Raw genomic sequence first — 20,473 nt, 5'->3', positions numbered from 1 at the left:
ACGATGCAATATATCTGGGCCGCTCTTGGATTGATCTGCGTCGGTTTGGCGGTGGTGGGTATTGTGTTACCCCTGTTGCCGACGGTGCCATTCCTGCTGCTGGCCGCGTTTTTCTTTGCCCGATCCTCATCCCGTCTGCACAATTGGTTGATCACCCATCGCACCTTCGGCCCGATGATCGTTGACTGGCAGACCCATGGCGCGATCCGACCGGGCGCAAAAAAGGCGGCTACCGTCTCGGTCGCCGCCGTGTTTGCGTTGTCTTTGGTACTGGGTTTGCCGTCCCATGTTCTGATCATTCAGGCGTTGGTATTAGGCGCGGTGATGATCTTTATCTGGACTCGCCCTAACGGCTGAGCTTGGCACACAGATCGTCGAGTTGATCCAGGTTTTCATAGGTCAGAACCACCTGCCCGGTTTCCGTTCCTGGTTTGTGGTTAATCACAACCTTCATCGCCAGAATAGCCGAAAGGTCTTTTTCAAGCGCGCGCGTGTCTGCATCCTTGCCCGCATCCAGATTTCTGGACTTTGGCGCCGATTTAACCGGATCAGCCTGCTGTTTCTTGACCAATGCCTCGGTCGCACGAACCGAAAGACCATCGCGCACAACGATCTTCGCCAGTTCAGACGGGTTTTCCGCCGTAATCAACGCGCGCGCATGCCCTGCCGACAGCTTTCCTTCGATCACCAATGTCTGGACATCCATCGGCAGCGACAACAACCGCAGCAGATTGGCAATATGGCTGCGGCTTTTGCCCAGAGCTTCGGCCAGTTTCTCTTGCGTGTGCCCGAACCGGTCCATCAACTGCTTGTAACCGGCAGCCTCTTCCACGGCATTCAGATCCGCGCGCTGGATGTTTTCGATAATCGCGACTTCCAAAACCTCGGTGTCGTCGAATTCCCGAACGATAACCGGGATTTCGTGCAGCTGCGCCATCTGTGCTGCACGCCACCGCCGCTCACCAGCAACGATTTCGTAGTCGCCACCCGAGATTTCTCGAACGATCAAAGGCTGGATAATGCCTTTTTCTTTAACCGAGGCAGCAAGTTCGTCCAACTGCTGGGGCAAAAAGGTCCGGCGCGGCTGATTGGGATTGGCGCGCAGTTTTTCAATCGGAACCTTCATGTCCGGACGACGCGGTTGCGAAGGGATTATCCCCTCGGACTCCTGCGTTACATCCGCCATCAACGCGGATAGACCGCGACCCAACCCTCTTGGTTTTGATTTTTTGGCCACCACGGTGCCCTCCTCATTGCCGGTCAAGCGGCAATATTCTTGTTTTTATAAATCACTTCCCGCGCCAGATGCCGATATGCCATCGCCCCCAACGACCCCGAGTCATATTGCAGAACCGGCAAAGCGTAAGACGGCGCCTCACTGACCCGCACATTTCTGGGTATTTTCGTCTTAAATACCATCTCACCCAGATTGTCACGCGCATCCTTTTCGACCTGACGGGACAAGTTGTTGCGGTTGTCATACATGGTCAACACAATACCTTCGATTCTAAGGTCGGGATTCGCCGTCTGGCGAACCTCTCGAATCGTCAGCATGAGTTGCGACAAACCTTCCAGAGCGAAAAACTCACTTTGCAGCGGGACCAGCACCGAATGCGCAGCAACCATAGCGTTTACGGTCAGCAAATTCAGAGACGGCGGGCAATCGATCAGCACAAATTCAAGGTCAAATTGGTCGATTGCCGTCTGGCGTAGTGCATCATGCAGCAAATAGCTGCGCTTTTCGTTTGAAATAAGCTCAATATCCGCCGAGCTCAGATCAACCGTGGCTGGTATAACAAACAAGCCGTCGATCTCAGTCTCTTGCACCACGGCTTCAAGCGGCGCGTCGTCAAGGATCAGATCATATGTCGTCCAGTCTCGGTCTTCGACACCCAACCCCGTCGAGGCATTCCCCTGTGGATCCAGGTCAACAACCAAAACCCTGCTTCCTGCCTCAGCCAGTGCCGCAGCCAGATTGATCGCTGTTGTTGTCTTACCCACCCCACCCTTTTGATTGGCAACCGCAATTATCCGGGGCCCTGAGGGACGAGACAGATCAACCACGCGATACTCCTTTGATCCTTAGGATAACTGCTTGGGGTTCAGTTAAACTTGTAATCGGCTCGCATTCAAAATTCCATTCTTCCCGCGCTTCATCCAGCTCTTTTTTCCAGCTTGCACCTTTTGGCAACAGGGCGGTTCCATTTTCAGCTAAGTGCCTGCTGGAAAATGACAAAAGCGTCTTAAGATCAGCAAGGGCGCGCGCCGAAAGGATATCCGCGCCCAAAGGCTCCACCTGCTCGATTCGTCTGGAGATAATAGTGCATCGCGCACCACATTCGCGCGCAACGTTCCTGAGAAATGCAGACTTACGCTGATCGCTTTCAACAAAGGTAAACTGCGCATACGGGGCGTCTTCGATGGCCAATATCGCGCAAACCATACCGGGAAAGCCGCCTCCGCTGCCAAGATCAACCCAGCTATCGAAGGTAGCTGCGCAACGATAAACCTGTACAGAATCCAATATGTGGCGGTTCCAGATATCGTTCAAACTGTTGCGCGAAACCAGGTTTATCCTCGGGTTCCAGCGTTTCACCAATTCCACATACGTCGTGAGCCGATCAAATGTTTCACGTGAAACATCCAAACTCTCAAAAACACCGGAGTTCATGCCTTGCGCACCTTTTGCTCTCGTCGCAATTTTGCAAGAAGCAAGGTCAAAGCCGCCGGGGTTACACCCTCAACACGCCCGGCCTGAGCAATGTTTTGCGGCCGCGCAAGTGACAGCTTTTGTTTCATTTCAGATGACAGACCTTCTAGCGTTGAATAGTCGAAATCCTGCGGAATCTCATAGGATTCGTCACGTTTCATCGCTTCGACGTCTTTTTTCTGGCGCTCGATATAGTTGGCGTACAAAGCATCCCGCTCTACTTGCAGTCTTATGTCACTTTCGACATCTGCCAGGTTTGGAAGAAGAGGAATCAGGTCACTGAAGGAAACGTCCGGAAAGGCCAATAGCGCCATACCGTCCCGGCGATTTCCGTCCTGATTGACGCTTATTCCAACCGCGCGGATCTCTTTCGGAGTGTGGGTCTTTTCGGTCAGATGGGATTTGGCGGTCGCCAGCTTCCCCATTTTAGCTAGAAAAACGGTTTCACGACGCTGCCCAACGCAACCCAGATCAATCCCCAGAGGCGTCAGGCGCTGATCTGCGTTGTCTGCCCTGAGAGACAGGCGGAACTCAGCCCTTGAAGTAAACATGCGGTATGGCTCTGCAACCCCGCGGGTGGTCAAATCATCGATCATCACGCCGATATAGCTGTCTGCTCGCGTAAAGTGGGCAGGATCACGGCCCTGAACCGCAAGCGCTGCGTTCAAACCCGCAACAAGCCCTTGGGCCGCTGCCTCCTCATATCCTGTGGTTCCGTTAATCTGGCCAGCAAGATATAGTGCCGGAGCACTTGGAAGAGACAGCGACGACGTCAGGACACGAGGATCGACGTAGTCATATTCAATCGCGTAACCCGGTTGTAAAATTTCTGCCTTTTCCAGCCCTTTGATCGACTGGACGTACGCCTCTTGAACATCTTGAGGCAAGGAAGTCGAAATTCCATTGGGGTAGATGGTATGGTCATTGACCCCTTCTGGTTCCAGGAAAATCTGATGGGAGTCCTTTTCCGCAAAGCGGACAATTTTATCCTCGATTGAAGGACAATATCGCGGTCCCACCCCATCTATATGACCGCCATACATTGCAGACCGAGACAGGTTCTGTTCGATGATTTCATGTGTCCGCGCGTTGGTATGCGTTATGCCACAGGAAATCTGAGGGGCCACAACCTCTGTCGACAGGAAGGAAAAGAGCGTTGGATCGTCATCTCCGTCCTGACGTTCCAGGTCGTTCCAATCAATTGTGCGGCCATCAAGCCGCGGTGGTGTCCCCGTTTTCAAACGCCCCAAAGGCAACGCAAAACTATCAAGCCGTTCGGCCAGCTTAACCGAGGGACGATCGCCCATCCGACCACCAGGACGCGACACATCTCCGATATGGATCACCCCGCGCAGGAAGGTCCCGGATGTCAGAATAACTGCCCTTGCGCGGATCTCAGACCCGTCCGCCAGTTCAACGCCTGCGACGCGGTCTTGATCCATCAGGAAATCAGTAACCTCGCCGGTGATCACCGAGAGGTTTTCTTGTTTCTCGGTCTCACTTTGCATTGCAGCGCGATACAAAGCGCGGTCAGCTTGGGTTCTGGGTCCTTGCACCGCGGGACCTTTACGACGATTGAGCAAACGGAACTGGATACCCGCGCGATCCGCAACGCGCCCCATAACACCATCCAGCGCATCGATCTCGCGGACCAAATGGCCTTTTCCCAATCCCCCAATGGCCGGGTTACAGGACATCACCCCGATATCTGATGCGGACAGCGTGACCAAAGCCGTGGCAACTCCCATCCGCGCGGCGGCATGCGCGGCCTCGGTGCCCGCATGTCCAGCCCCAATGACCACTACATCGAAATCTGAATGTTTCACGTGAAACACTCCTTACTTACCAAGGCAGAAGCTAGAGAAAATCTCATCCAACAGATCCTCTACACCTATTCTGCCGACCAGAGTTTCAAGGGCGCGGATCGCCGTGCGCAGTTCTTCGGCTGCGATATCATACAGGTCTGGACCCGATTCCAGAACTGTCATGGCGGTGTTCAGCGCATTCCGCGCATCGATCAACGAAACACGATGCCTTTCGCGTGTTGCAATACCATGGCTAGTGGATCGTTCGCCCAGAACACGCGATATGTGGTTGATCAGGCGATCAATTCCTTGCCCCGTTTTACCAGAAATCCCACCTTCAACATCTTCGCGAAGGTCGGCTTTCGGCAACAATTGAATATCCCCGTCCTGCATCTGAACACCCAATTCCAAAGGGTCTTCCGTCAGAAACACACGCAAGTCTGCTGCATCAGCGCGTTTGCGGGCCAGTTCGATCCCAAGGCTTTCAACGTGATCCTCGGTCTTGCGCAAACCGGCAGTGTCCAGCAAAGTAACTGGCAGGCCGCCAAGATCCATACGAACCTCGATCACATCGCGGGTCGTTCCGGCATATTCGGAGGTGATAGCCGCCTCACGCCCTGCCAAAGCGTTCAGCAAAGTTGACTTGCCGGCGTTTGGCAAACCCACGATGGCAACCTCGAACCCGTTTCGGATGCGCTCTGCAATTTTCACACCTTCTGCCTGGTGTTGCAGGTCCCGCATCACGCCCGTCACCAATTGGCGCACTTCGGGCGTCACGTCAGTCGGAACCTCTTCATCGGCAAAATCGATCACCGCTTCTAACAGGGATGCCGCGCGGATCAGATCACGACGCCAGCGTTCGGCCAATCCACCAAGCTCTCCAGCCAGAATGGTCTGCGCCTGTTTGCGCTGCGCTTCAGTTTCAGCATCGATGAGATCGGCCAGGCCCTCGATCTGAGTCAAATCCATCTTGCCATTCTCAAGCGCGCGACGCGTGAATTCCCCGGGCTCGGCCAGACGCAACCCTTCCGTTTCGGATAGGCACCGCATCACGGCATTGACCGAAGCCGTACTTCCGTGGATTTGCAACTCGGCCACGTGCTCACCGGTAAAGCTGGCCGGGGCTTCGAACGTCAGAACAAGCCCATCATCCAACCGTGATCCGTCGGCCGCATGCAAGGACCGAACCCGCATGCCACGTGGCGGCAGCGGGCTACCGGTCAGCTGGACCGCAGCGGAATGCGCCAAAGGACCCGAGAGGCGGATGACCGCCACCCCGGCTTTGCCTTGCGCGCTGGCCAAGGCGAATATCGTATCCATTCGAAGGCCTCGCCTGGATTAAGACCTGTGTCAGGTGTTCATCGAATCGAAGAACTCACCGTTCGTCTTGGTCTGCTTTAGCTTGGACAGCAGGAACTCGATCGCGTCGGTGGTGCCCATCGGGTTGAGGATGCGGCGCAGAACAAAGGTCTTGGCCAGATCACCCTTGTCGACCAGCAGGTCCTCTTTTCGTGTACCAGACTTGAGGATGTCGATGGCCGGGAACACGCGTTTGTCCGCAATCTTGCGATCCAGAACGATTTCCGAGTTACCGGTGCCCTTGAATTCTTCAAAGATCACCTCGTCCATCCGGCTGCCGGTATCGATCAGAGCAGTCGCGATGATGGTCAACGAACCACCCTCTTCGATATTCCGCGCCGCACCAAAGAATCGCTTGGGCCGTTGCAGCGCGTTCGCGTCCACACCACCGGTCAGAACTTTGCCTGAGGATGGCACCACAGTGTTAAAGGCCCTACCAAGTCTTGTGATCGAGTCGAGAAGGATAACAACATCTCGCTTATGTTCCACCAAACGCTTGGCCTTTTCGATCACCATTTCCGACACAGCCACGTGGCGCGTCGCCGGTTCGTCAAAGGTCGAGGACACAACCTCACCCTTCACCGAACGCTGCATGTCCGTCACCTCTTCCGGGCGTTCATCGATCAGCAGGACGATCAGATAGCATTCGGGGTGGTTCTGTTCGATCGAATGCGCGATGTTCTGCAGGATCACCGTCTTACCCGTCCGCGGCGGTGCCACGATCAGCGACCGCTGGCCTTTACCGATGGGCGCAACCAGATCGATCACGCGTGCCGATTTGTCCTTGATGGTCGGATCCTCGATCTCCATCTTCAGACGCTTATCGGGGTACAGAGGCGTCAGGTTGTCGAACAGAATCTTGTGCTTGGCCTTCTCAGGATTCTCGAAGTTGATCATCGTGACTTTGGTCAGCGCAAAGTAACGCTCGTTATCGTCCGGTGCCTTGATCTCACCTTCGACCGTATCCCCGGTGCGCAACGAATGCAGACGGATCATGTCGGGCGAAACATAAATGTCATCCGGGCCCGGCAGGTAGTTCGCCTCGGGCGAGCGCAGGAACCCAAACCCGTCCTGCAGAACCTCAAGCACACCATCGCCACCGACGGTCCAGCCTTCATCCGCGCGTTCGCGCAGAATCTGGAACATCATCTCGCCCTTGCGCATGGTCGAGGCGTTTTCGATTTCCAGCTCTTCGGCCATCGCCAAAAGGTCTTTGGGGCTTTTGGCTTTCAGATCGGCCAGATTCAAAGCTTCAGTTGTCATGATATATACCTTCACCGCAGACAGCGCGGCACGAAGTGGAATTTCAGTACGGAAGATACGCCGCCCGGACGGGCGTGTTGCCACCTACATAAGCGCCGCAGCCGTCAGAGTCAAACCGCCCCTCAAAGCACTTTACGTTTCATCGACATCGAAACACGCTGCCTCTCGCTACGCTCGAACGCGCGTTTCGATTCTTATTTCTTTCTGAAAACGTAAAGTGCCTAGAACTTCAGAACGACCGCCAGAACGATGGCAACCATCAGAATGGTCGGAACCTCGTTCATCATGCGATACTGCCGCCCAGTGAGCTTATTTTGCCCCTCAAAGAAGTCTTTGCGCCGTGCCATCAGCCAATGATGGAACCAGGTCATGGCAATCACGCCCGCCCCCTTGACCCAGGGCCACGCAAAATCCCATCCGACGATGCCCGGCGTGAACACCATGATCAGACCACATGCCCATGCGACGATCATTGCCGGGCGCATGATTACCCGCAGCAGCTTTTCTTCCATTTCATGGAAAATGGTCTCAGCCCCATCGACGCTTTGGGCTTTTTCGACGTGATAGACGAACAGACGCGGTAAATAGAACAGGCCGGCCATCCATGAGATCACGGCCATGATGTGAACGGACTTCACCCATGGGTAAATCGTGAAAAGAAGATCGGTCATGCTGGCTCCGGGCGTTGCTCGGAACTCTCCCTAATAAAAAAATAAGAAAAGAAAAAGGAAGATGGTTTTGTAGGGTGAACAAAATCCGTGGATTACTTTTTTACACATGTGTTTTCCCCAGGTGGACTTTTTCAGGCGTGGGAAGAGTGATTCTGTGAGTGGGATAAATTTCATATATAAAACAAATACTTATTTTGTGAATTCCTGAATACCTCTGGGGACAAATCTTGGGGTATCTGTGGAGATCGCGGTTTTCCCACCTTTCCGACTTATCCTTGTCCCGGATGGACAGCGTTTGAGCGACTCAGGGAAGTTTTGCGCGAAAATCCCGGGGTTGCGTGTCAATCTGAAAACCATACAAACCGTTCAGGAACGCTCAACGATTTGCACACGGGGTTGTCCACATGTCTGTCCCCATCATCCTGGCCTCAGGCTCATCCATCCGCGCACAGTTGCTGGAAAACGCAGGCGTGCCGTTTTCCGTTCAGGTGGCGCGCGTGGACGAGGATACCATGAAGCGCGCGCTGCTGGCCGAGGGCGCAGCGCCTCGTGACATTGCCGATGCCCTGGCCGAGATGAAGGCGCGCAAGATCAGCGATAAATCCCGGGGCGCGATGGTGTTGGGCTGCGATCAGGTGCTGGATTTCGACGGGCAGCTGCTGTCGAAACCTGAAACGCCCGAAGACGCCTTAGCGCAGCTTAAGGCGATGCGGGGCAAACGGCATATGTTGCTGTCGGCGGCGGTGATCTATCAGGATGGTGAGCCGATCTGGCGTCATGTGGGTCAGGTACGCCTGCGGATGCGGGCCAGCTCGGACGCGTATCTGCGCGACTATGTAGCCCGCAATTGGGACAGCATCCGGCACGCGGTGGGCGCTTATAAGCTGGAAGAGGAAGGCGTCCGTCTGTTCGCCACCATTGACGGCGACTATTTTAATGTCTTGGGTATGCCCCTGTTGGAATTGCTGAACTATCTGGCCGTCAAAGGGGTGATCGATCAATGACGCATAACCGTATTCCTCTGGCCGGTGTGGTCGGGCACCCGATTGCGCATTCCAAATCGCCGCAATTGCATGGGCATTGGCTGAAAACCTACGGGCTGGCCGGGCATTACGTTCCGATGGATGTGGCACCGGAAAATCTTGAGACCGTTCTGCGCACCCTACCCAAGGCCGGGTTTGTTGGCACCAATGTCACTGTCCCGCATAAAGAGGCTGCACTGCGCATCGCGGATCATGTCTCGGACCGGGCGAAAAAGATCGGGGCGGCAAATACGCTGGTGTTTCACGATGACGGGTCGATTCATGCGGATAACACCGACGGCTATGGTTTCATGCAAAATCTGCACTCGGGCGCGCCGGATTGGGTGCCGACAGATGGCCCTGCGGTGGTGTTTGGTGCAGGCGGCGCGGCGCGCGCAGTGTTGCAGGCGTTGATTGAGGCGGGCGTGCCCCAGATTCTGCTGAGCAACCGAACCCGCGCCCGCGCAGATCACCTGCAACAGGAATTTGGCGACCGCATCACCGTGGTTGACTGGGTGCGGGCCGGGAATGTGGTCGATCAGGCCGAGCTGGTGGTCAACACAACATCGCTGGGGATGCAGGGGCAGCCGGAATTGCGGGTGCCGCTGGATGGGTTGCAGCCGGGCACGGTTGTGACCGACCTGATCTATGCGCCGTTGAAAACGCAGCTGTTGCAGGTGGCTGAACAGGCTGGATGCACCACCGTCAACGGATTGGACATGTTGCTGCATCAGGCCGTGCCCGGATTTGAACGCTGGTTCGGTGTACGCCCCGAGGTCACGGATGATCTGCGCGCGGCGGTATTGGGATGAGCTTTGCGCTGGGTCTGACGGGCTCAATCGGGATGGGCAAAAGCACCACGGCGCAGATATTCGTCGCCGAAGGCTGTGCGCTGTGGGATGCGGATGCGGCGGTACATAGGCTCTATACAAGGGGTGGGGCCGCTGTTGAACCCATGCGCGCCCTTTTTCCTGATGCGATTGTTGATGGTGCTGTCAGCCGCGATGCACTGAAACAGATCATCGCGCAGGACCCGCAGGCGTTGAAACAGATCGAAGCGATCGTGCACCCATTGGTGGCGGCGGACCGTGCTGCGTTTCGCGAGACGGCGACGGCGGATATTCTGGTGTTCGACATCCCTCTGCTCTTTGAAACGGGCGGGGACGCGGTGATGGACGCCGTTGCCTGCGTGTCGATCCCGGCCGGGGAACAAAAGCGCCGCGTGATGGCGCGCGGCACGATGACCGAGGCGCAGTTTGAACAGATCCGCACCAAGCAGATGCCGAATGACGAGAAATGCGCGCGGTCGGATTTTGTGATCGTGACGGATACGCTGGACCATGCCCGTGCGCAGGTGCAGGATGTGGTCAGGCAGATACGGGCGGGGATGGCAGATGCGTGAGATTGTACTCGATACCGAAACCACGGGGTTTGATCCCGAAAGCGGCGACCGGATTGTCGAAATCGGCGCGGTCGAGCTGTGGAACCACGTGGCCACAGGTGAGACCTATCACGTCTATATCAACCCCGAACGCGGGATGCCGGATGAGGCGTTTGGCGTGCATGGAATCGGCCCGGACCTGTTGGACAACCCACGCCCGCCGGAAAAGGGTGAGGTGACGCTGAAGGACAAGCCGGTCTTTGCCAAGGTTGGTCAGGGATTTCGCGATTTCATCAAGGATTCCAAGCTGGTGATCCACAACGCCTCTTTCGACATGAAATTCCTGAACGCTGAGTTGAAATGGATGGGGCTGCCGCAGATTCCGATGGATCAGGCACTGGATACGCTGGCGATTGCGCGCAAACGTTTTCCCGGCTCGCCCGCGTCACTGGATGCGTTGTGCCGGCGGTTCAATATCGACAACTCGAACCGGACGCTGCACGGGGCTTTGCTCGACTCGGAAATTCTGGCCGAGGTCTATCTGGAACTGATCGGCGGGCGGCAGCCGGATTTCGGCCTGTCCACATCCGCGTCATCGGGCGCAGGGGGTCAGGATGACTGGCGTCCCACGGCGCGTCCGACAGCTCTGGCATCGAAGATCACCGAGGATGAACGCGCAGCGCATGAGGCATTTGTTGGGAAACTGGGCGAAAACGCCCTGTGGACCCGCGCCTGAGACCTGTCTCGGCGCGGGTCGTCAAAGCCCTTAGGCTTCGGCTTTTTGGGCTTCGGCCTGACGGCGCAGCAATTCGTTGCGGTAGAGACCGACGAAATCGATATTGTCCAGATTGACCGGCGGATAGCCACCGTCGCGGGTGATGTCGCTGACGATGCGGCGCAGGAACGGGAACAACATGCGCGGGCATTCGATCATCAGGAACGGGTGCAGCTGGTCATCGGCCACACCTTCGATGTGGAACAGACCACAATAGTCGATCTCGCACAGGAATAGGACGTCTTCCATGCCCTTGGCTTTGGATTTGAGGTTCAGTTTGACGGCAACCTCGTACTGATGCTCGACCGGGCGTTTTTTCGCGTCCAGGTTCACCTGAACTGCGATTTCGGGCTGAACATCACCGGACACACCTTTTTGTGCCATCACGTTTTCAAAGGACATATCACGAATGAATTGTCCCAGAACGCGCATTTGAACCTGCGGGGCTGCTTGGGCTGCGGTGTTTTCCGCAGCGTTTTCTTCGGCCATGGATCTACTCCAAAAATGAAATTTGCCATTGCTTAGCAAGTTGGGCGCGGTACCTCAATGCAGGTCACGGGCCTTCGACCCATTTGGAGGGCTTTGAGGGGTCGCGATTGGGGCGGACCTCGGTAAATTCTCCGTCGATCACGTCATCGTCATAGGATTGCGGTCCGGTGCGAAACTGCGCGCCGGTACCCATTTGAAACCCGGTGATGGTGGCCCTGGATTTCAGATAGCGGAACACCGCGACGCGGATGCCGGGGATAAGCAAAGCAAAACCAATGGCATCTGTGAAAAAGCCCGGCGTCAGCAGCAACACACCCGAAAGCAGGATCATGGCCCCATGCGCCAGGGGTTCGGTCGGATCGTCCAGTTCGGCAAAGGATCGCTGCAGGTTGGCCAGCGCCATGCGACCTTGTGTCCTGACCAATGCAGTGCCCATAATGGCTGTGAGAACCACAATTGCCAGCGTTGGCCACAGGCCAATCAGACCACCAACCTGGATGAACAGGGCGATCTCGATGATGGGCACCAACAAAAATGCCAAGAACAGATACATTTGCGTTATCCTTTAACGGGGACCGGGCGGTGGACTTGCCACAAACTGTCACCTACATAGTGGCAAGAGGCCGTGTATACAAAGCCACGGTCTGAAAAGAGGATGAAATGAACGAACCGATGATCCAGTTGCTGGTCCTGGCCGGAATTGCCGTTTTCCTGATCCTGCGCTTGAAAAGCGTGCTGGGGACGCGTGAAGGTTTTGAAAAACCTCCCGTTCAGCAGCAGCCCGATACTCAGAACGCCCGCCGCGGGTTTGAGGTGATCGATGGCGGCCCGGATCATGACATCACCGACCATGTCGCCGAAGACAGCGAACAGGCGCAGACCCTGGCGGCGATGAAACGGGTTGAGCCCAGCTTTTCGGTCAGCGAATTCGTGCAGGGCGCGCGCGGTGCTTACGAGATGATCGTCATGGGGTTCGAAAAAGGGAACCTGGATGAAATCCAGCCTTTCCTGTCGGAAGAGGTGTTCGACACCTTTGTCTCTGTCGTCGCAGACCGCGAAGATCAGGGCCTGACCATTGAGGCCGAGTTCATCGGTGTTCGTGAAACCACGGTGGCGGATGCGAAGTTCGACAAGGACACCAACCAGGCCGAGATCACCATGCGGTTTGTTGGTGAGCTGACCTCGGTCGTGCGCGATCGCGGCGGCGACATCATCGAAGGCAACCCGAACACCGTCAAACGCCAAAAGGACAGCTGGACCTTTGCCCGTGTCATGGGCAGTGACGATCCGAACTGGCTGCTTGTTGCCACGGACGCATGATTGCCGCGCTTCGGTCGCTTTTGCTGGGGGCTGTGATGGCAACCTCTGCCAATGCCGAGGCGACGCGATCCATCCTGTCCTTTGACGACCTTGATGGCTGGGCCGCCGATGATCACGGCGCGGCCCTTTCGGTTTTTCTGAACACCTGCGGGGATCTGGACGACCCGGATTGGCGTGCCTTATGTGGCGTGGCGCGGACCTACGAATCCGATGCCGCCCGATCTTTCTTTGAGCTGTTTTTCCGTCCGGTTCTGGTTCAGGACGGCAAGGATGCGCTGTTCACCGGCTATTTCGAACCGGAACTGGATGGCTCGCGCACCCGCACGGACCGCTACAAATACCCAATTTATAAAATGCCACCCGAGGCACGGGCCGAGGGGCCATGGCTCAGCCGTCGCGATATCCTGACGGGTGATGCGATGACCGGGCGCGGACTTGAGATCGCCTGGGTCGATGACCCGGTTGAGCTGTTCTTTCTGCAAATCCAGGGCTCGGGCCGTATTCGGCTGCCCGATGGCGGGGCCTTGCGGGTGGGCTATGGCGGGGCGAACGGGCACCCCTATCGCTCGATCGGGTCCGAGCTGATCCGTCAGGGCGCGTTGGCGGCCCATCAGGTCAGTGCCCAGATGATCAAGTCATGGGTGCGCAAGAACCCCGAAGCCGGGGCAGAGCTGTTGTTTCACAACCCCTCTTACGTGTTCTTTCGCGAAGTTTCCCGCGTTGCGCCCGAGTTCGGACCGTTGGGTGCAATGAACCGGTCCGTCACCACCATGCGCAGCATTGCGGCCGATCCGGCCTATACACCGTTGGGTGCCCCGGTTTGGGTTGAGAAGGACGGCAAGGACCCGATGCGCCGGTTGATGATCGCACAGGACACGGGGTCCGCCATCAAGGGGGCGCAACGGGCGGATATTTTCTTTGGCACCGGCGATGCGGCAGGTCAGGCTGCCGGACGTTTGAAAGACCCGGGCCGGATGGTTCTTTTGTTGCCGATCCAGCGCGCCTATGCCCTGATCCCGGATGAGTTCTGATGACCCGGCGCAAACTGACCGAAGAAGAGATCGAGCTGTGGCGCAAGGTCGCCAAACAAGCCGAACGCATGCACCCTGAACTGCCGCAGTCGGTGCATCCGACCACCCTGCCCAAACCCAAGCCAACAAAAACTCCGAAATTCCGGCTTGAGGGGTTCGAAGTTGGGCAAACCGCGCCCACCAAACCGGCGCGGCATGGTTTGCAGCCCTCGGTCACGGACCGGATGCGTGCCAGCCCGGTGCAGATGGACACCAAGGCGTTCGGGCGGATGAAGCGCGGCAAGCTGAAACCCGAGGGCAAGCTGGACCTGCATGGCATGCGCGTGGACACGGCCCACCCCACCCTGATCCGGTTCGTGTTGACCGCGCAGGCGCAGGGCAAGCGGCTGGTCCTTGTGGTGACGGGCAAGGGTAAGGATCGTGACGAACCCGGCCCCATCCCCACCCCGCGCGGGGTGTTGCGCAATCAGGTGCCACATTGGCTGTCGATCCCGCCGTTGGCGCAGGCGGTGCTGCAGGTGACGCCCGCTCATATCAGCCATGGTGGCGACGGCGCCTATTACGTCTATCTGCGGCGGACCCGGTAGACCCGGCGGCTATGGTTTAATCACCTCGGCGTCCCCTGTTTCGGTCAGCACAATTTCGGTCGCGCCATCAGGGTTGCGCTGACTCGGTGGGACAAGAACATCGATTCCACGCCGCTCGTCGGACCCGAACGTGCCCGTGACCCGCCGGACCGAACCCAGGATCGCCAACAAGGCCGGCGAGGTCGCAGCCACGAAATGTGAAGATTCCGCGTCGCTGTTAAAAGCCGTGGTATCAAGTACATTGATCGGAAACTCGGCCAGATCATCGACCGAGCTGATATTGCCCAGCCTTTCGCCCTCGGCTGTGCCGCGCAGGCGGGCCGAGATATTCAGGATTTTGTCTTTCTGCGACACCATGACCACAAATGGATCGGGCGGCGTGTCAATCCGTTTCATCTGTGATCGGAACAAATCCACATCCAGATCAGGTGAGATCAGCACCACGCCTTCGATATTCCTGTTGGACCAACCCGGCTGTTGCAACTCGGCCTGTCGCATCATCTCCATCGACAGGGCGCCGCCCATCGAATGCGCCACCAGAACCACGCGTTTGACCCCCATGGATTTCAGCTCGCGGATGGTTTGCTCCAGCCCGTCGCGGGCAAACAGCATACTGTCCAGATCATAGGCATAGCCGTACCCGGTGGCCCGGCTGGGCCAGGAATACACCAGGATCGATCCGGGCAGCCCGATGTCATGCGACAGCTGCGCGGCACGAAAAATGGTTTCGGTCTGGGTCGAGTTATAGCCGTGCACAAAGATGGTCACGTCATCCTGACCGCGCAGATGCGTGTGCAACCCTTCAGGGCCGCTGAGTTGCTGGATGTCTGCCAGAACGAATTCCTTTTGCGGATCGGGGTCCGCATAGGAAAACCTGAGGGTTCCGGGCGTGTGCGATGGCGGGATCGAGACCTGCGTTTCCAGAAATTGCAGTGTTTCACCGCGTCGGAACCCATAGGATCCGTCCGCCTCGCGCGCGCGGGTTGTGCTGGCGAACACGGTAATCGGCGTGCCGATATTCACAGCCGAGGGCACGGTTTCCGTGATTGTCCGGTCGACGCAGGCCGATACAGACAGGGACAGGACCAAAACGATCAAATAGCGCAGCACAAAACACCTATGAATGATTTTGCGCCAAGCTATCGATTTCTGGCCCCACGTCCAGAGATGTTCGGGGCAAGTAGCGGCAAAAACCAGCTGGCCCGTGTTACAGAACGTAACGGCTCAGGTCAGTGGATTTGGTCAGTTCGCCTAGATTGTCGTCAACGAATTGCGCGTTGACGGTAATGTCCGCCCCGGCCTGATCGGGCGCGGTGAACGAGAGCTCTTCGAACACGCGCTCCATCACGGTGTAAAGCCGCCGCGCGCCGATGTTTTCGACGCTTTGGTTCACATCCGCCGCGATCTTGGCAAGGGCTGCGATGCCGTCATCCGTAAAGCTGACCGTGACCTCTTCTGTTCCCATCAGCGCGGTGTACTGGCGGGTCAGGGCATTGTCGGTCTCGGTCAGGATGCGCACGAAATCCTCTTCGGTCAGGGCGCGCAGCTCTACCCGTATCGGTAGACGCCCCTGCAGTTCCGGCAACAGGTCCGAGGGCTTGGCGATGTGGAACGCTCCGCTGGCGATGAACAGGATATGGTCGGTTTTGACCGGGCCATGCTTGGTGCTGACGGTAGTGCCCTCGATCAGGGGCAGCAGGTCGCGCTGCACCCCTTCGCGGCTGACATCGCCGCCACGCGCATCGGATCTTGCGCAGACCTTGTCGATCTCATCCAGAAAGACGATGCCGTTCTGTTCGACCGACTCCAGCGCTACGCGGTTGACCGTTTCGTCATCCAGCAGCTTGTCCGCCTCTTCCCCGATCAGCGCGTCATAGCTTTCGGCCACGGTCATGCGTTTCTTGACGGTCCGCCCGCCGAACGCCTTGCCGAAGATATCACCCAGATTCATCATCCCCATCTGGCTGCCGGGCTGGCCGGGCATGTCAAACATCGGCATCGGGTTTGAAGTGTCGGCCAGTTCCAGTTCGATCACCGTGTCGTCCAACTCTCCGGCTTTCAGCTTTTTGCGGAACATCTCGCGTGTGCCTTCACGGGCGTCCTCGCCCGCGATAGCTTGGATCACCCGATCCTCAGCGGCTTGATGCGCGCGCGCCTTAACGTCCTCGCGCATATATTCGCGGGTCTGGATAATTGCTGCATCGGCCAGATCGCGCACGATCTGTTCCACGTCACGACCAACGTAACCGACCTCGGTAAACTTGGTGGCCTCAACCTTGACAAAGGGCGCGCGGGCCAGTTTCGCCAGACGGCGGCTGATCTCGGTTTTGCCGACACCGGTGGGGCCGATCATCAGGATGTTTTTGGGATAGACCTCATCGCGGATATCGTCTGCCAGCTGCTTGCGCCGCCAGCGATTGCGCAGCGCGACGGCAACGGCGCGTTTTGCATCCTTCTGACCGATAATGAAACGGTCCAGTTCCGAGACAATCTCGCGCGGGGTCAGGTCGGTCACGGGTTGGGTCCTTTCGATCAGCGGTTCGGCTTAGGTAGTCACCGCGAGAGTGAAAACAACAGCGGCCACGTTGGTTAGCAATGCCCCATCCGGTTTGCAAATGCTTTCCATAGGTGAAACGCGTGCCCTCTGGTACAGTGTTTTCAACGCTTTGAGGGTCAGGAGCGCGGACATGACAAAATTAGCCAAGATCACTCTGCTGTTTGTGGTGTTCGTCGACCTGTTGGGTCAGGGTCTGGTTTTTCCCATTATCAATTCGTTGATCATGGAGACAAAATCCGGGTTTCTGCCAGAAAGTACAGGCATGGGCACGCGGCATCTGTACTACGGTCTGGTGATCGGGTGCTTCTTTTTGTCCTGGTTTCTGGGGGTGGTCTATGTCTCGAAAGTGTCAGATTCGATTGGGCGCAAGAATGCCCTGCTGATTTGTCTGGGCGGGGCGCTGGTCGGCTATGCGCTGACAATCGCGGCGCTGTATATCAACAGTCTGTTGCTGCTGATTGTTGGCCGGTCGATCACGGGATTCACCGCAGGCAATCAACCCATTGCGCAAGCGGCGATGATTGACGGCAGCACCGATGATGCCGACCGCGACCGCAACATGGGCTATATCATTACCGGCGTCAGCTTTGGCCTCGTTGGTGGACCCCTGATTGGCGCGATCTTGTCCGACGCCAACCTGCTGGGCAGTTTCGCCACGTTGAAAACACCGTTTTACGGGGCCTTCGTTCTGGTACTGGTCGCCATTTTCATGGTGATGGTTTTCTTTAAAGATACCCGGTCCGAGCGGGCCGCGTTTGTGTTCCGCCCCCGCGACATCACCGACAGCCTGATCGCGGTGCGGTCACATCCGATGGTGTTGAAAATCCTGCCGGTTTACGCGTTGTTCATGATCGCCAATGTCACCTTCTACGTGTTCGTCGACAATTTCCTGACCAGCGCCTGGGGCTACGGGGTCATCGGCGGCAGCATGGCGATGGTGGTGATCGGTTTTGCGCTGGCCTTTTCCAGCACATTCCTTGTGAAACCGGCGCAGGAAAGGTTCAGCAAGCATCAGATCATCTTTGCCTCGCTGGTGGTCATGGTGATCTGCGGATTCGGCTTTGCCTTCAGCCCCAGCGGGGTGCTGAGCTACGTCCCCGTTTTCTTTTTCTACTTCTTCTTCGGCGTGTCTTACCCGACCCTGCTGGGCCTGTTCTCATCCGCGGTCAGTGAAACCGATCAGGGCTGGGTCATGGGGGTGACCACAGCCGTGTTCTGCCTTGCGGGCGGCGTGATGTCCCTGATCGGTGGTGGGTTGATGAGCATCGACATCCGCGTGCCCTATTACATCGTCATCCTTGCGGCGATACTGGGACTGATCGGGATGCAATTGCGTTGGAAAGGCAAAGAGATAAAAGCGTTGCTAGCCTGATATGCTCTCAACCGTCAGATTGCCGTTGGTATAGACGCAGATATCGGCCGCAATCGCCATCGCCTCACGCGCCACGGTTTCGGCGGGTTTGTCGCTGTCCATCATCGCGCGGGCGGCGGCCAGTGCGAAATTGCCACCCGAGCCGATGGCGGCCACGTTGTGTTCGGGTTCCAGCACATCGCCTGCGCCGGTGATCACCAGCAGATCGGTGCCGTCGGTGACGATCAGCATCGCCTCAAGCTTTTGCAGGTATTTATCCGTCCGCCAGTCCTTGGCCAATTCGACCGAGGCGCGGGCAAGCTGGCCGGGCGTGGCCTCAAGCTTGGCCTCCAACCGCTCCAGCAGGGTGAAGGCGTCCGCTGTCGATCCGGCAAAGCCTGCGACCACTTCGAACCCGCCGGGCGACAGGCGGCGCACCTTGCGGGCGGTGCCCTTGATCACGGTCTGGCCCAGGCTGACCTGTCCGTCGCCGGCAATCACCACCTGGCCGCCCTTTTTGACGCCAATGATCGTTGTGCCGTGCCAACCGGGAAAATCGCTATCTGCCATGGGGGCCTCCGTTCTTCGCTGGCACCCTATATGGGCCGGACCGGGGGTCAGCGCAACAGTTCACAAACTGCTTAAAAGATATGCAGGAATCGCAGATCGGGTCTGTAGGACTAGCAATTGTGGGACTCAGCCCTTGGTTCTAAATGAGACCTGCAACCGACGAAGGGTCGGCTGTTTCAGTTTTAAGGAATGCGCAAATGGCAAGTACTGCAAATATCCATGCGCCACTCGGAGCAGCTACCATCCTGCATGTAGTGGACGCGTTCACCGCAGCTTTTGAAAAAGCGGCTGAGTGGAATGAAACCCGCAAAACACGCGCCCTGTTGTCCGAACTGTCTGATCATCAACTGGATGATATCGGTCTGTGCCGCGCGGACATCAACAAGGTCTGATCCAACTATCGGAACCACCGCAAAAGATGAGCCGCTCGTTCGAGCGGCTTTTTCTTTGTCAGCTCAGCTTAAAGCGGTCAGACAGATCGGGTAGAAAAGCCTCAATCGCGGCGGTCGCGACCACGTGTTTGGTGCCAGCTTCGGCATCAGCGACATCCAGCCCGCCTTTCACCGCCCGCACCTCGGCCCGGCCACGCGGCAGGTCGGTGGCAACCACGTCGCAGTCAACGCGATCGGGTTCCTGCACGCCGATCGTAACGCGCACCCGCATGTCGGCGTGATCGATGCCCAGCTTTGAAAACAACGTGATCGAGGAATGATGCAGCGCATCCTGTACCGCCCGGCGCGCGGCCTTGGTGTAGTCCTGCCCGTACAGATCGTTGCCGGTGCCCATTTCCAGAATGATGCGTTTTCCGGTCATGTCACGGGCTCCAAGTCGAACGAAACGATGATGGCCGCATTGGCGATGACAGTGCACCCTTCGGCATGAGGTTTTTCGATATCCAACCCGCCCTGCGTGACGGTGATATTGGGCTGCCCATATGGAAAAATCTCGGTCAGCGCCTGTTTATCAACCTTGTCCGGCTGCTGAACACCAATCTCGGCATCGATGATCATTGCGTCTTTTGGAAAGTCGAACAGTTCGGCCATGTTGACCGAATTGTGCCATAGCGCGTCTTTGATCGCCCGCCGCGCGGCCTCGGTATAATCCTCGCGCCTCAGCGAGGTTCCCATGCCGAACTCAACAAGAACCCGTGTTTTTGCCATCTGACCCTCCGGCGTAAAAAAGGCGCCCGAAAGTGGACGCCTTTGGTATTCGATGATCCGGGCGGATCAGATGGATTCTTCGATCCAGCTTTGCAGCGCTGCCTTGGGGGCGGCACCTGCGCGGTTCGAAACAACCTGACCGTCCTTGAAGATGAACAGCGCCGGGATACCGCGTACACCCATGGCCGCGGCCGAGTTCGGGTTGCTGTCCACGTCCACCTTGGCGATTTTCACCTTGTCGCCGTATTCAGCGGCCAGCTCTTCCAGAGCGGGGCCAATCTGCTTACAGGGGCCACACCATTCGGCCCAGAAGTCGACAACAACGGGGATGTCGGAATTCTTGACTTCGGCGTCAAAGGTATCGTCGGTTACTGCTACGGTCGACATATTCTGTCTCCTGAATGGGGCTAACTCGGGAACAG

At 57.3% G+C, this 20,473-nt stretch carries 25 protein-coding genes; 10 read left to right on the top strand and 15 right to left on the bottom strand.

The annotated features are described in order from the left end of the window. Positions 1-3 precede the first annotated feature (3 nt). Positions 4-357 carry a YbaN family protein gene (locus ACRZ94_RS10385; RefSeq protein WP_480652995.1) on the top strand — a complete coding sequence of 118 codons (354 nt, stop codon included), beginning with the start codon at positions 4-6 and terminating at the stop codon, positions 355-357. On the opposite strand, the gene ACRZ94_RS10380 is transcribed toward ACRZ94_RS10385, so the two are convergent. The 7 genes from ACRZ94_RS10380 to ACRZ94_RS10350 form a co-directional block, all read right to left on the bottom strand. Beyond that, positions 347-1,240: a ParB/RepB/Spo0J family partition protein gene (locus tag ACRZ94_RS10380; RefSeq protein WP_480652993.1), complete on the bottom strand. Its 894-nt coding sequence runs from the start codon at positions 1,238-1,240 to the stop codon at positions 347-349. The two genes, ACRZ94_RS10385 and ACRZ94_RS10380, sit on opposite strands and share 11 nt — an antisense overlap. 20 nt (positions 1,241-1,260) lie before the next feature. After that, a complete protein-coding gene (locus ACRZ94_RS10375; RefSeq protein WP_480652991.1) occupies positions 1,261-2,064 on the bottom strand; it encodes a ParA family protein in 804 nt (267 codons plus the stop codon). Then, the gene (gene rsmG / locus ACRZ94_RS10370) at positions 2,057-2,671 is read right to left on the bottom strand and encodes a 16S rRNA (guanine(527)-N(7))-methyltransferase RsmG (RefSeq protein WP_480652989.1); all 615 of its coding nucleotides are present in this window, start codon (positions 2,669-2,671) and stop codon (positions 2,057-2,059) included. The genes ACRZ94_RS10375 and rsmG overlap by 8 nt, the downstream gene beginning before the upstream one ends. Continuing rightward, complete coding sequence (gene mnmG, locus ACRZ94_RS10365) at positions 2,668-4,536, bottom strand: tRNA uridine-5-carboxymethylaminomethyl(34) synthesis enzyme MnmG (RefSeq protein WP_480652987.1); 1,869 nt, start codon at positions 4,534-4,536, stop codon at positions 2,668-2,670. Before mnmG ends, rsmG begins: the two co-directional genes overlap by 4 nt. Positions 4,537-4,548: 12 nt before the next feature. Further along, positions 4,549-5,835 carry a tRNA uridine-5-carboxymethylaminomethyl(34) synthesis GTPase MnmE gene (gene mnmE / locus ACRZ94_RS10360; protein WP_480652985.1) on the bottom strand — a complete coding sequence of 429 codons (1,287 nt, stop codon included), beginning with the start codon at positions 5,833-5,835 and terminating at the stop codon, positions 4,549-4,551. Positions 5,836-5,865: 30 nt separating this feature from the next. Then, entirely contained in the window at positions 5,866-7,137 is a 1,272-nt protein-coding gene (rho, locus tag ACRZ94_RS10355; protein ID WP_480797285.1) for a transcription termination factor Rho, read from the bottom strand. A gap of 221 nt (positions 7,138-7,358) precedes the next feature. Next, entirely contained in the window at positions 7,359-7,808 is a 450-nt protein-coding gene (locus ACRZ94_RS10350; RefSeq protein WP_480797284.1) for a CopD family protein, read from the bottom strand. Positions 7,809-8,212: 404 nt separating this feature from the next. Between ACRZ94_RS10350 and ACRZ94_RS10345 the strand changes: the two genes are divergently transcribed. From ACRZ94_RS10345 to dnaQ, 4 genes are read left to right on the top strand one after another with little or no spacing between them, the layout of a single operon-like run. Continuing rightward, positions 8,213-8,812, top strand: coding sequence for a Maf family protein (locus ACRZ94_RS10345; RefSeq protein ID WP_480797283.1), 600 nt, complete (start codon positions 8,213-8,215; stop codon positions 8,810-8,812). Continuing rightward, positions 8,809-9,642: a shikimate dehydrogenase gene (locus ACRZ94_RS10340; RefSeq protein WP_480797282.1), complete on the top strand. Its 834-nt coding sequence runs from the start codon at positions 8,809-8,811 to the stop codon at positions 9,640-9,642. Before ACRZ94_RS10345 ends, ACRZ94_RS10340 begins: the two co-directional genes overlap by 4 nt. Next, on the top strand, positions 9,639-10,232 hold the full coding sequence (gene coaE / locus ACRZ94_RS10335) for a dephospho-CoA kinase (RefSeq protein ID WP_480797281.1): 594 nt from the start codon (positions 9,639-9,641) through the stop codon (positions 10,230-10,232). Before ACRZ94_RS10340 ends, coaE begins: the two co-directional genes overlap by 4 nt. Then, complete coding sequence (dnaQ, locus tag ACRZ94_RS10330) at positions 10,225-10,947, top strand: DNA polymerase III subunit epsilon (protein WP_480797280.1); 723 nt, start codon at positions 10,225-10,227, stop codon at positions 10,945-10,947. Before coaE ends, dnaQ begins: the two co-directional genes overlap by 8 nt. Positions 10,948-10,977: 30 nt before the next feature. Here the strand turns inward: dnaQ and secB are convergent, their stop codons facing one another. Both secB and ACRZ94_RS10320 read right to left on the bottom strand, forming a co-directional pair. Then, a complete protein-coding gene (secB, locus tag ACRZ94_RS10325) occupies positions 10,978-11,475 on the bottom strand; it encodes a protein-export chaperone SecB (RefSeq protein ID WP_480652976.1) in 498 nt (165 codons plus the stop codon). Between the two features lie 64 nt (positions 11,476-11,539). Continuing rightward, entirely contained in the window at positions 11,540-12,028 is a 489-nt protein-coding gene (locus tag ACRZ94_RS10320; protein WP_480652974.1) for an FxsA family protein, read from the bottom strand. Positions 12,029-12,135: 107 nt separating this feature from the next. On the opposite strand from ACRZ94_RS10320, the gene ACRZ94_RS10315 reads away from it, so the two are divergent. The 3 genes from ACRZ94_RS10315 to ACRZ94_RS10305 are packed head-to-tail and all read left to right on the top strand — an operon-like array spanning position 12,136 to position 14,413. Further along, on the top strand, positions 12,136-12,795 hold the full coding sequence (locus ACRZ94_RS10315) for a Tim44/TimA family putative adaptor protein (RefSeq protein ID WP_480652972.1): 660 nt from the start codon (positions 12,136-12,138) through the stop codon (positions 12,793-12,795). Then, on the top strand, positions 12,792-13,826 hold the full coding sequence (gene mltA / locus ACRZ94_RS10310) for a murein transglycosylase A (RefSeq protein WP_480797279.1): 1,035 nt from the start codon (positions 12,792-12,794) through the stop codon (positions 13,824-13,826). Before ACRZ94_RS10315 ends, mltA begins: the two co-directional genes overlap by 4 nt. Then, positions 13,826-14,413, top strand: a complete 588-nt coding sequence (locus ACRZ94_RS10305; RefSeq protein WP_480652968.1) for a Smr/MutS family protein — start codon at positions 13,826-13,828, stop codon at positions 14,411-14,413. The genes mltA and ACRZ94_RS10305 overlap by 1 nt, the downstream gene beginning before the upstream one ends. A 9-nt stretch (positions 14,414-14,422) precedes the next feature. Here ACRZ94_RS10305 and ACRZ94_RS10300 read toward each other — a convergent pair whose 3' ends face one another. Next, complete coding sequence (locus tag ACRZ94_RS10300; protein ID WP_480797278.1) at positions 14,423-15,523, bottom strand: alpha/beta hydrolase; 1,101 nt, start codon at positions 15,521-15,523, stop codon at positions 14,423-14,425. Between the two features lie 97 nt (positions 15,524-15,620). Then, the gene (gene hslU / locus ACRZ94_RS10295; RefSeq protein ID WP_480652964.1) at positions 15,621-16,928 is read right to left on the bottom strand and encodes an ATP-dependent protease ATPase subunit HslU; all 1,308 of its coding nucleotides are present in this window, start codon (positions 16,926-16,928) and stop codon (positions 15,621-15,623) included. Positions 16,929-17,100: 172 nt separating this feature from the next. On the opposite strand from hslU, the gene ACRZ94_RS10290 reads away from it, so the two are divergent. Continuing rightward, positions 17,101-18,342: an MFS transporter gene (locus tag ACRZ94_RS10290; RefSeq protein ID WP_480652962.1), complete on the top strand. Its 1,242-nt coding sequence runs from the start codon at positions 17,101-17,103 to the stop codon at positions 18,340-18,342. Here the strand turns inward: ACRZ94_RS10290 and hslV are convergent. Beyond that, a complete protein-coding gene (gene hslV, locus ACRZ94_RS10285; protein ID WP_480652960.1) occupies positions 18,334-18,891 on the bottom strand; it encodes an ATP-dependent protease subunit HslV in 558 nt (185 codons plus the stop codon). The two genes, ACRZ94_RS10290 and hslV, sit on opposite strands and share 9 nt — an antisense overlap. 197 nt (positions 18,892-19,088) lie before the next feature. On the opposite strand from hslV, the gene ACRZ94_RS10280 reads away from it, so the two are divergent. Then, positions 19,089-19,283, top strand: a complete 195-nt coding sequence (locus ACRZ94_RS10280; protein ID WP_480797277.1) for a DUF1127 domain-containing protein — start codon at positions 19,089-19,091, stop codon at positions 19,281-19,283. Between the two features lie 58 nt (positions 19,284-19,341). Here ACRZ94_RS10280 and ACRZ94_RS10275 read toward each other — a convergent pair whose 3' ends face one another. The 3 genes from ACRZ94_RS10275 to trxA all read right to left on the bottom strand — a co-directional run bounded on the left by ACRZ94_RS10275 (position 19,342) and on the right by trxA (position 20,438). Beyond that, positions 19,342-19,704, bottom strand: a complete 363-nt coding sequence (locus ACRZ94_RS10275; protein ID WP_480797276.1) for a Lin0512 family protein — start codon at positions 19,702-19,704, stop codon at positions 19,342-19,344. Further along, positions 19,701-20,051 (bottom strand): Lin0512 family protein, encoded by a 351-nt coding sequence (locus ACRZ94_RS10270; protein ID WP_480797275.1) that lies wholly within the window; start codon positions 20,049-20,051, stop codon positions 19,701-19,703. The genes ACRZ94_RS10275 and ACRZ94_RS10270 overlap by 4 nt, the downstream gene beginning before the upstream one ends. Before the next feature lie 66 nt (positions 20,052-20,117). Continuing rightward, complete coding sequence (gene trxA, locus ACRZ94_RS10265; RefSeq protein ID WP_170382359.1) at positions 20,118-20,438, bottom strand: thioredoxin; 321 nt, start codon at positions 20,436-20,438, stop codon at positions 20,118-20,120. Between the last annotated feature and the right edge of the window lie 35 nt (positions 20,439-20,473).

Source organism: Ruegeria sp. CH10, from assembly GCF_056537125.1.
Note: the sequence above shows the minus strand (reverse complement) of the source record. Positions and strands in the feature narration are given on the sequence as shown.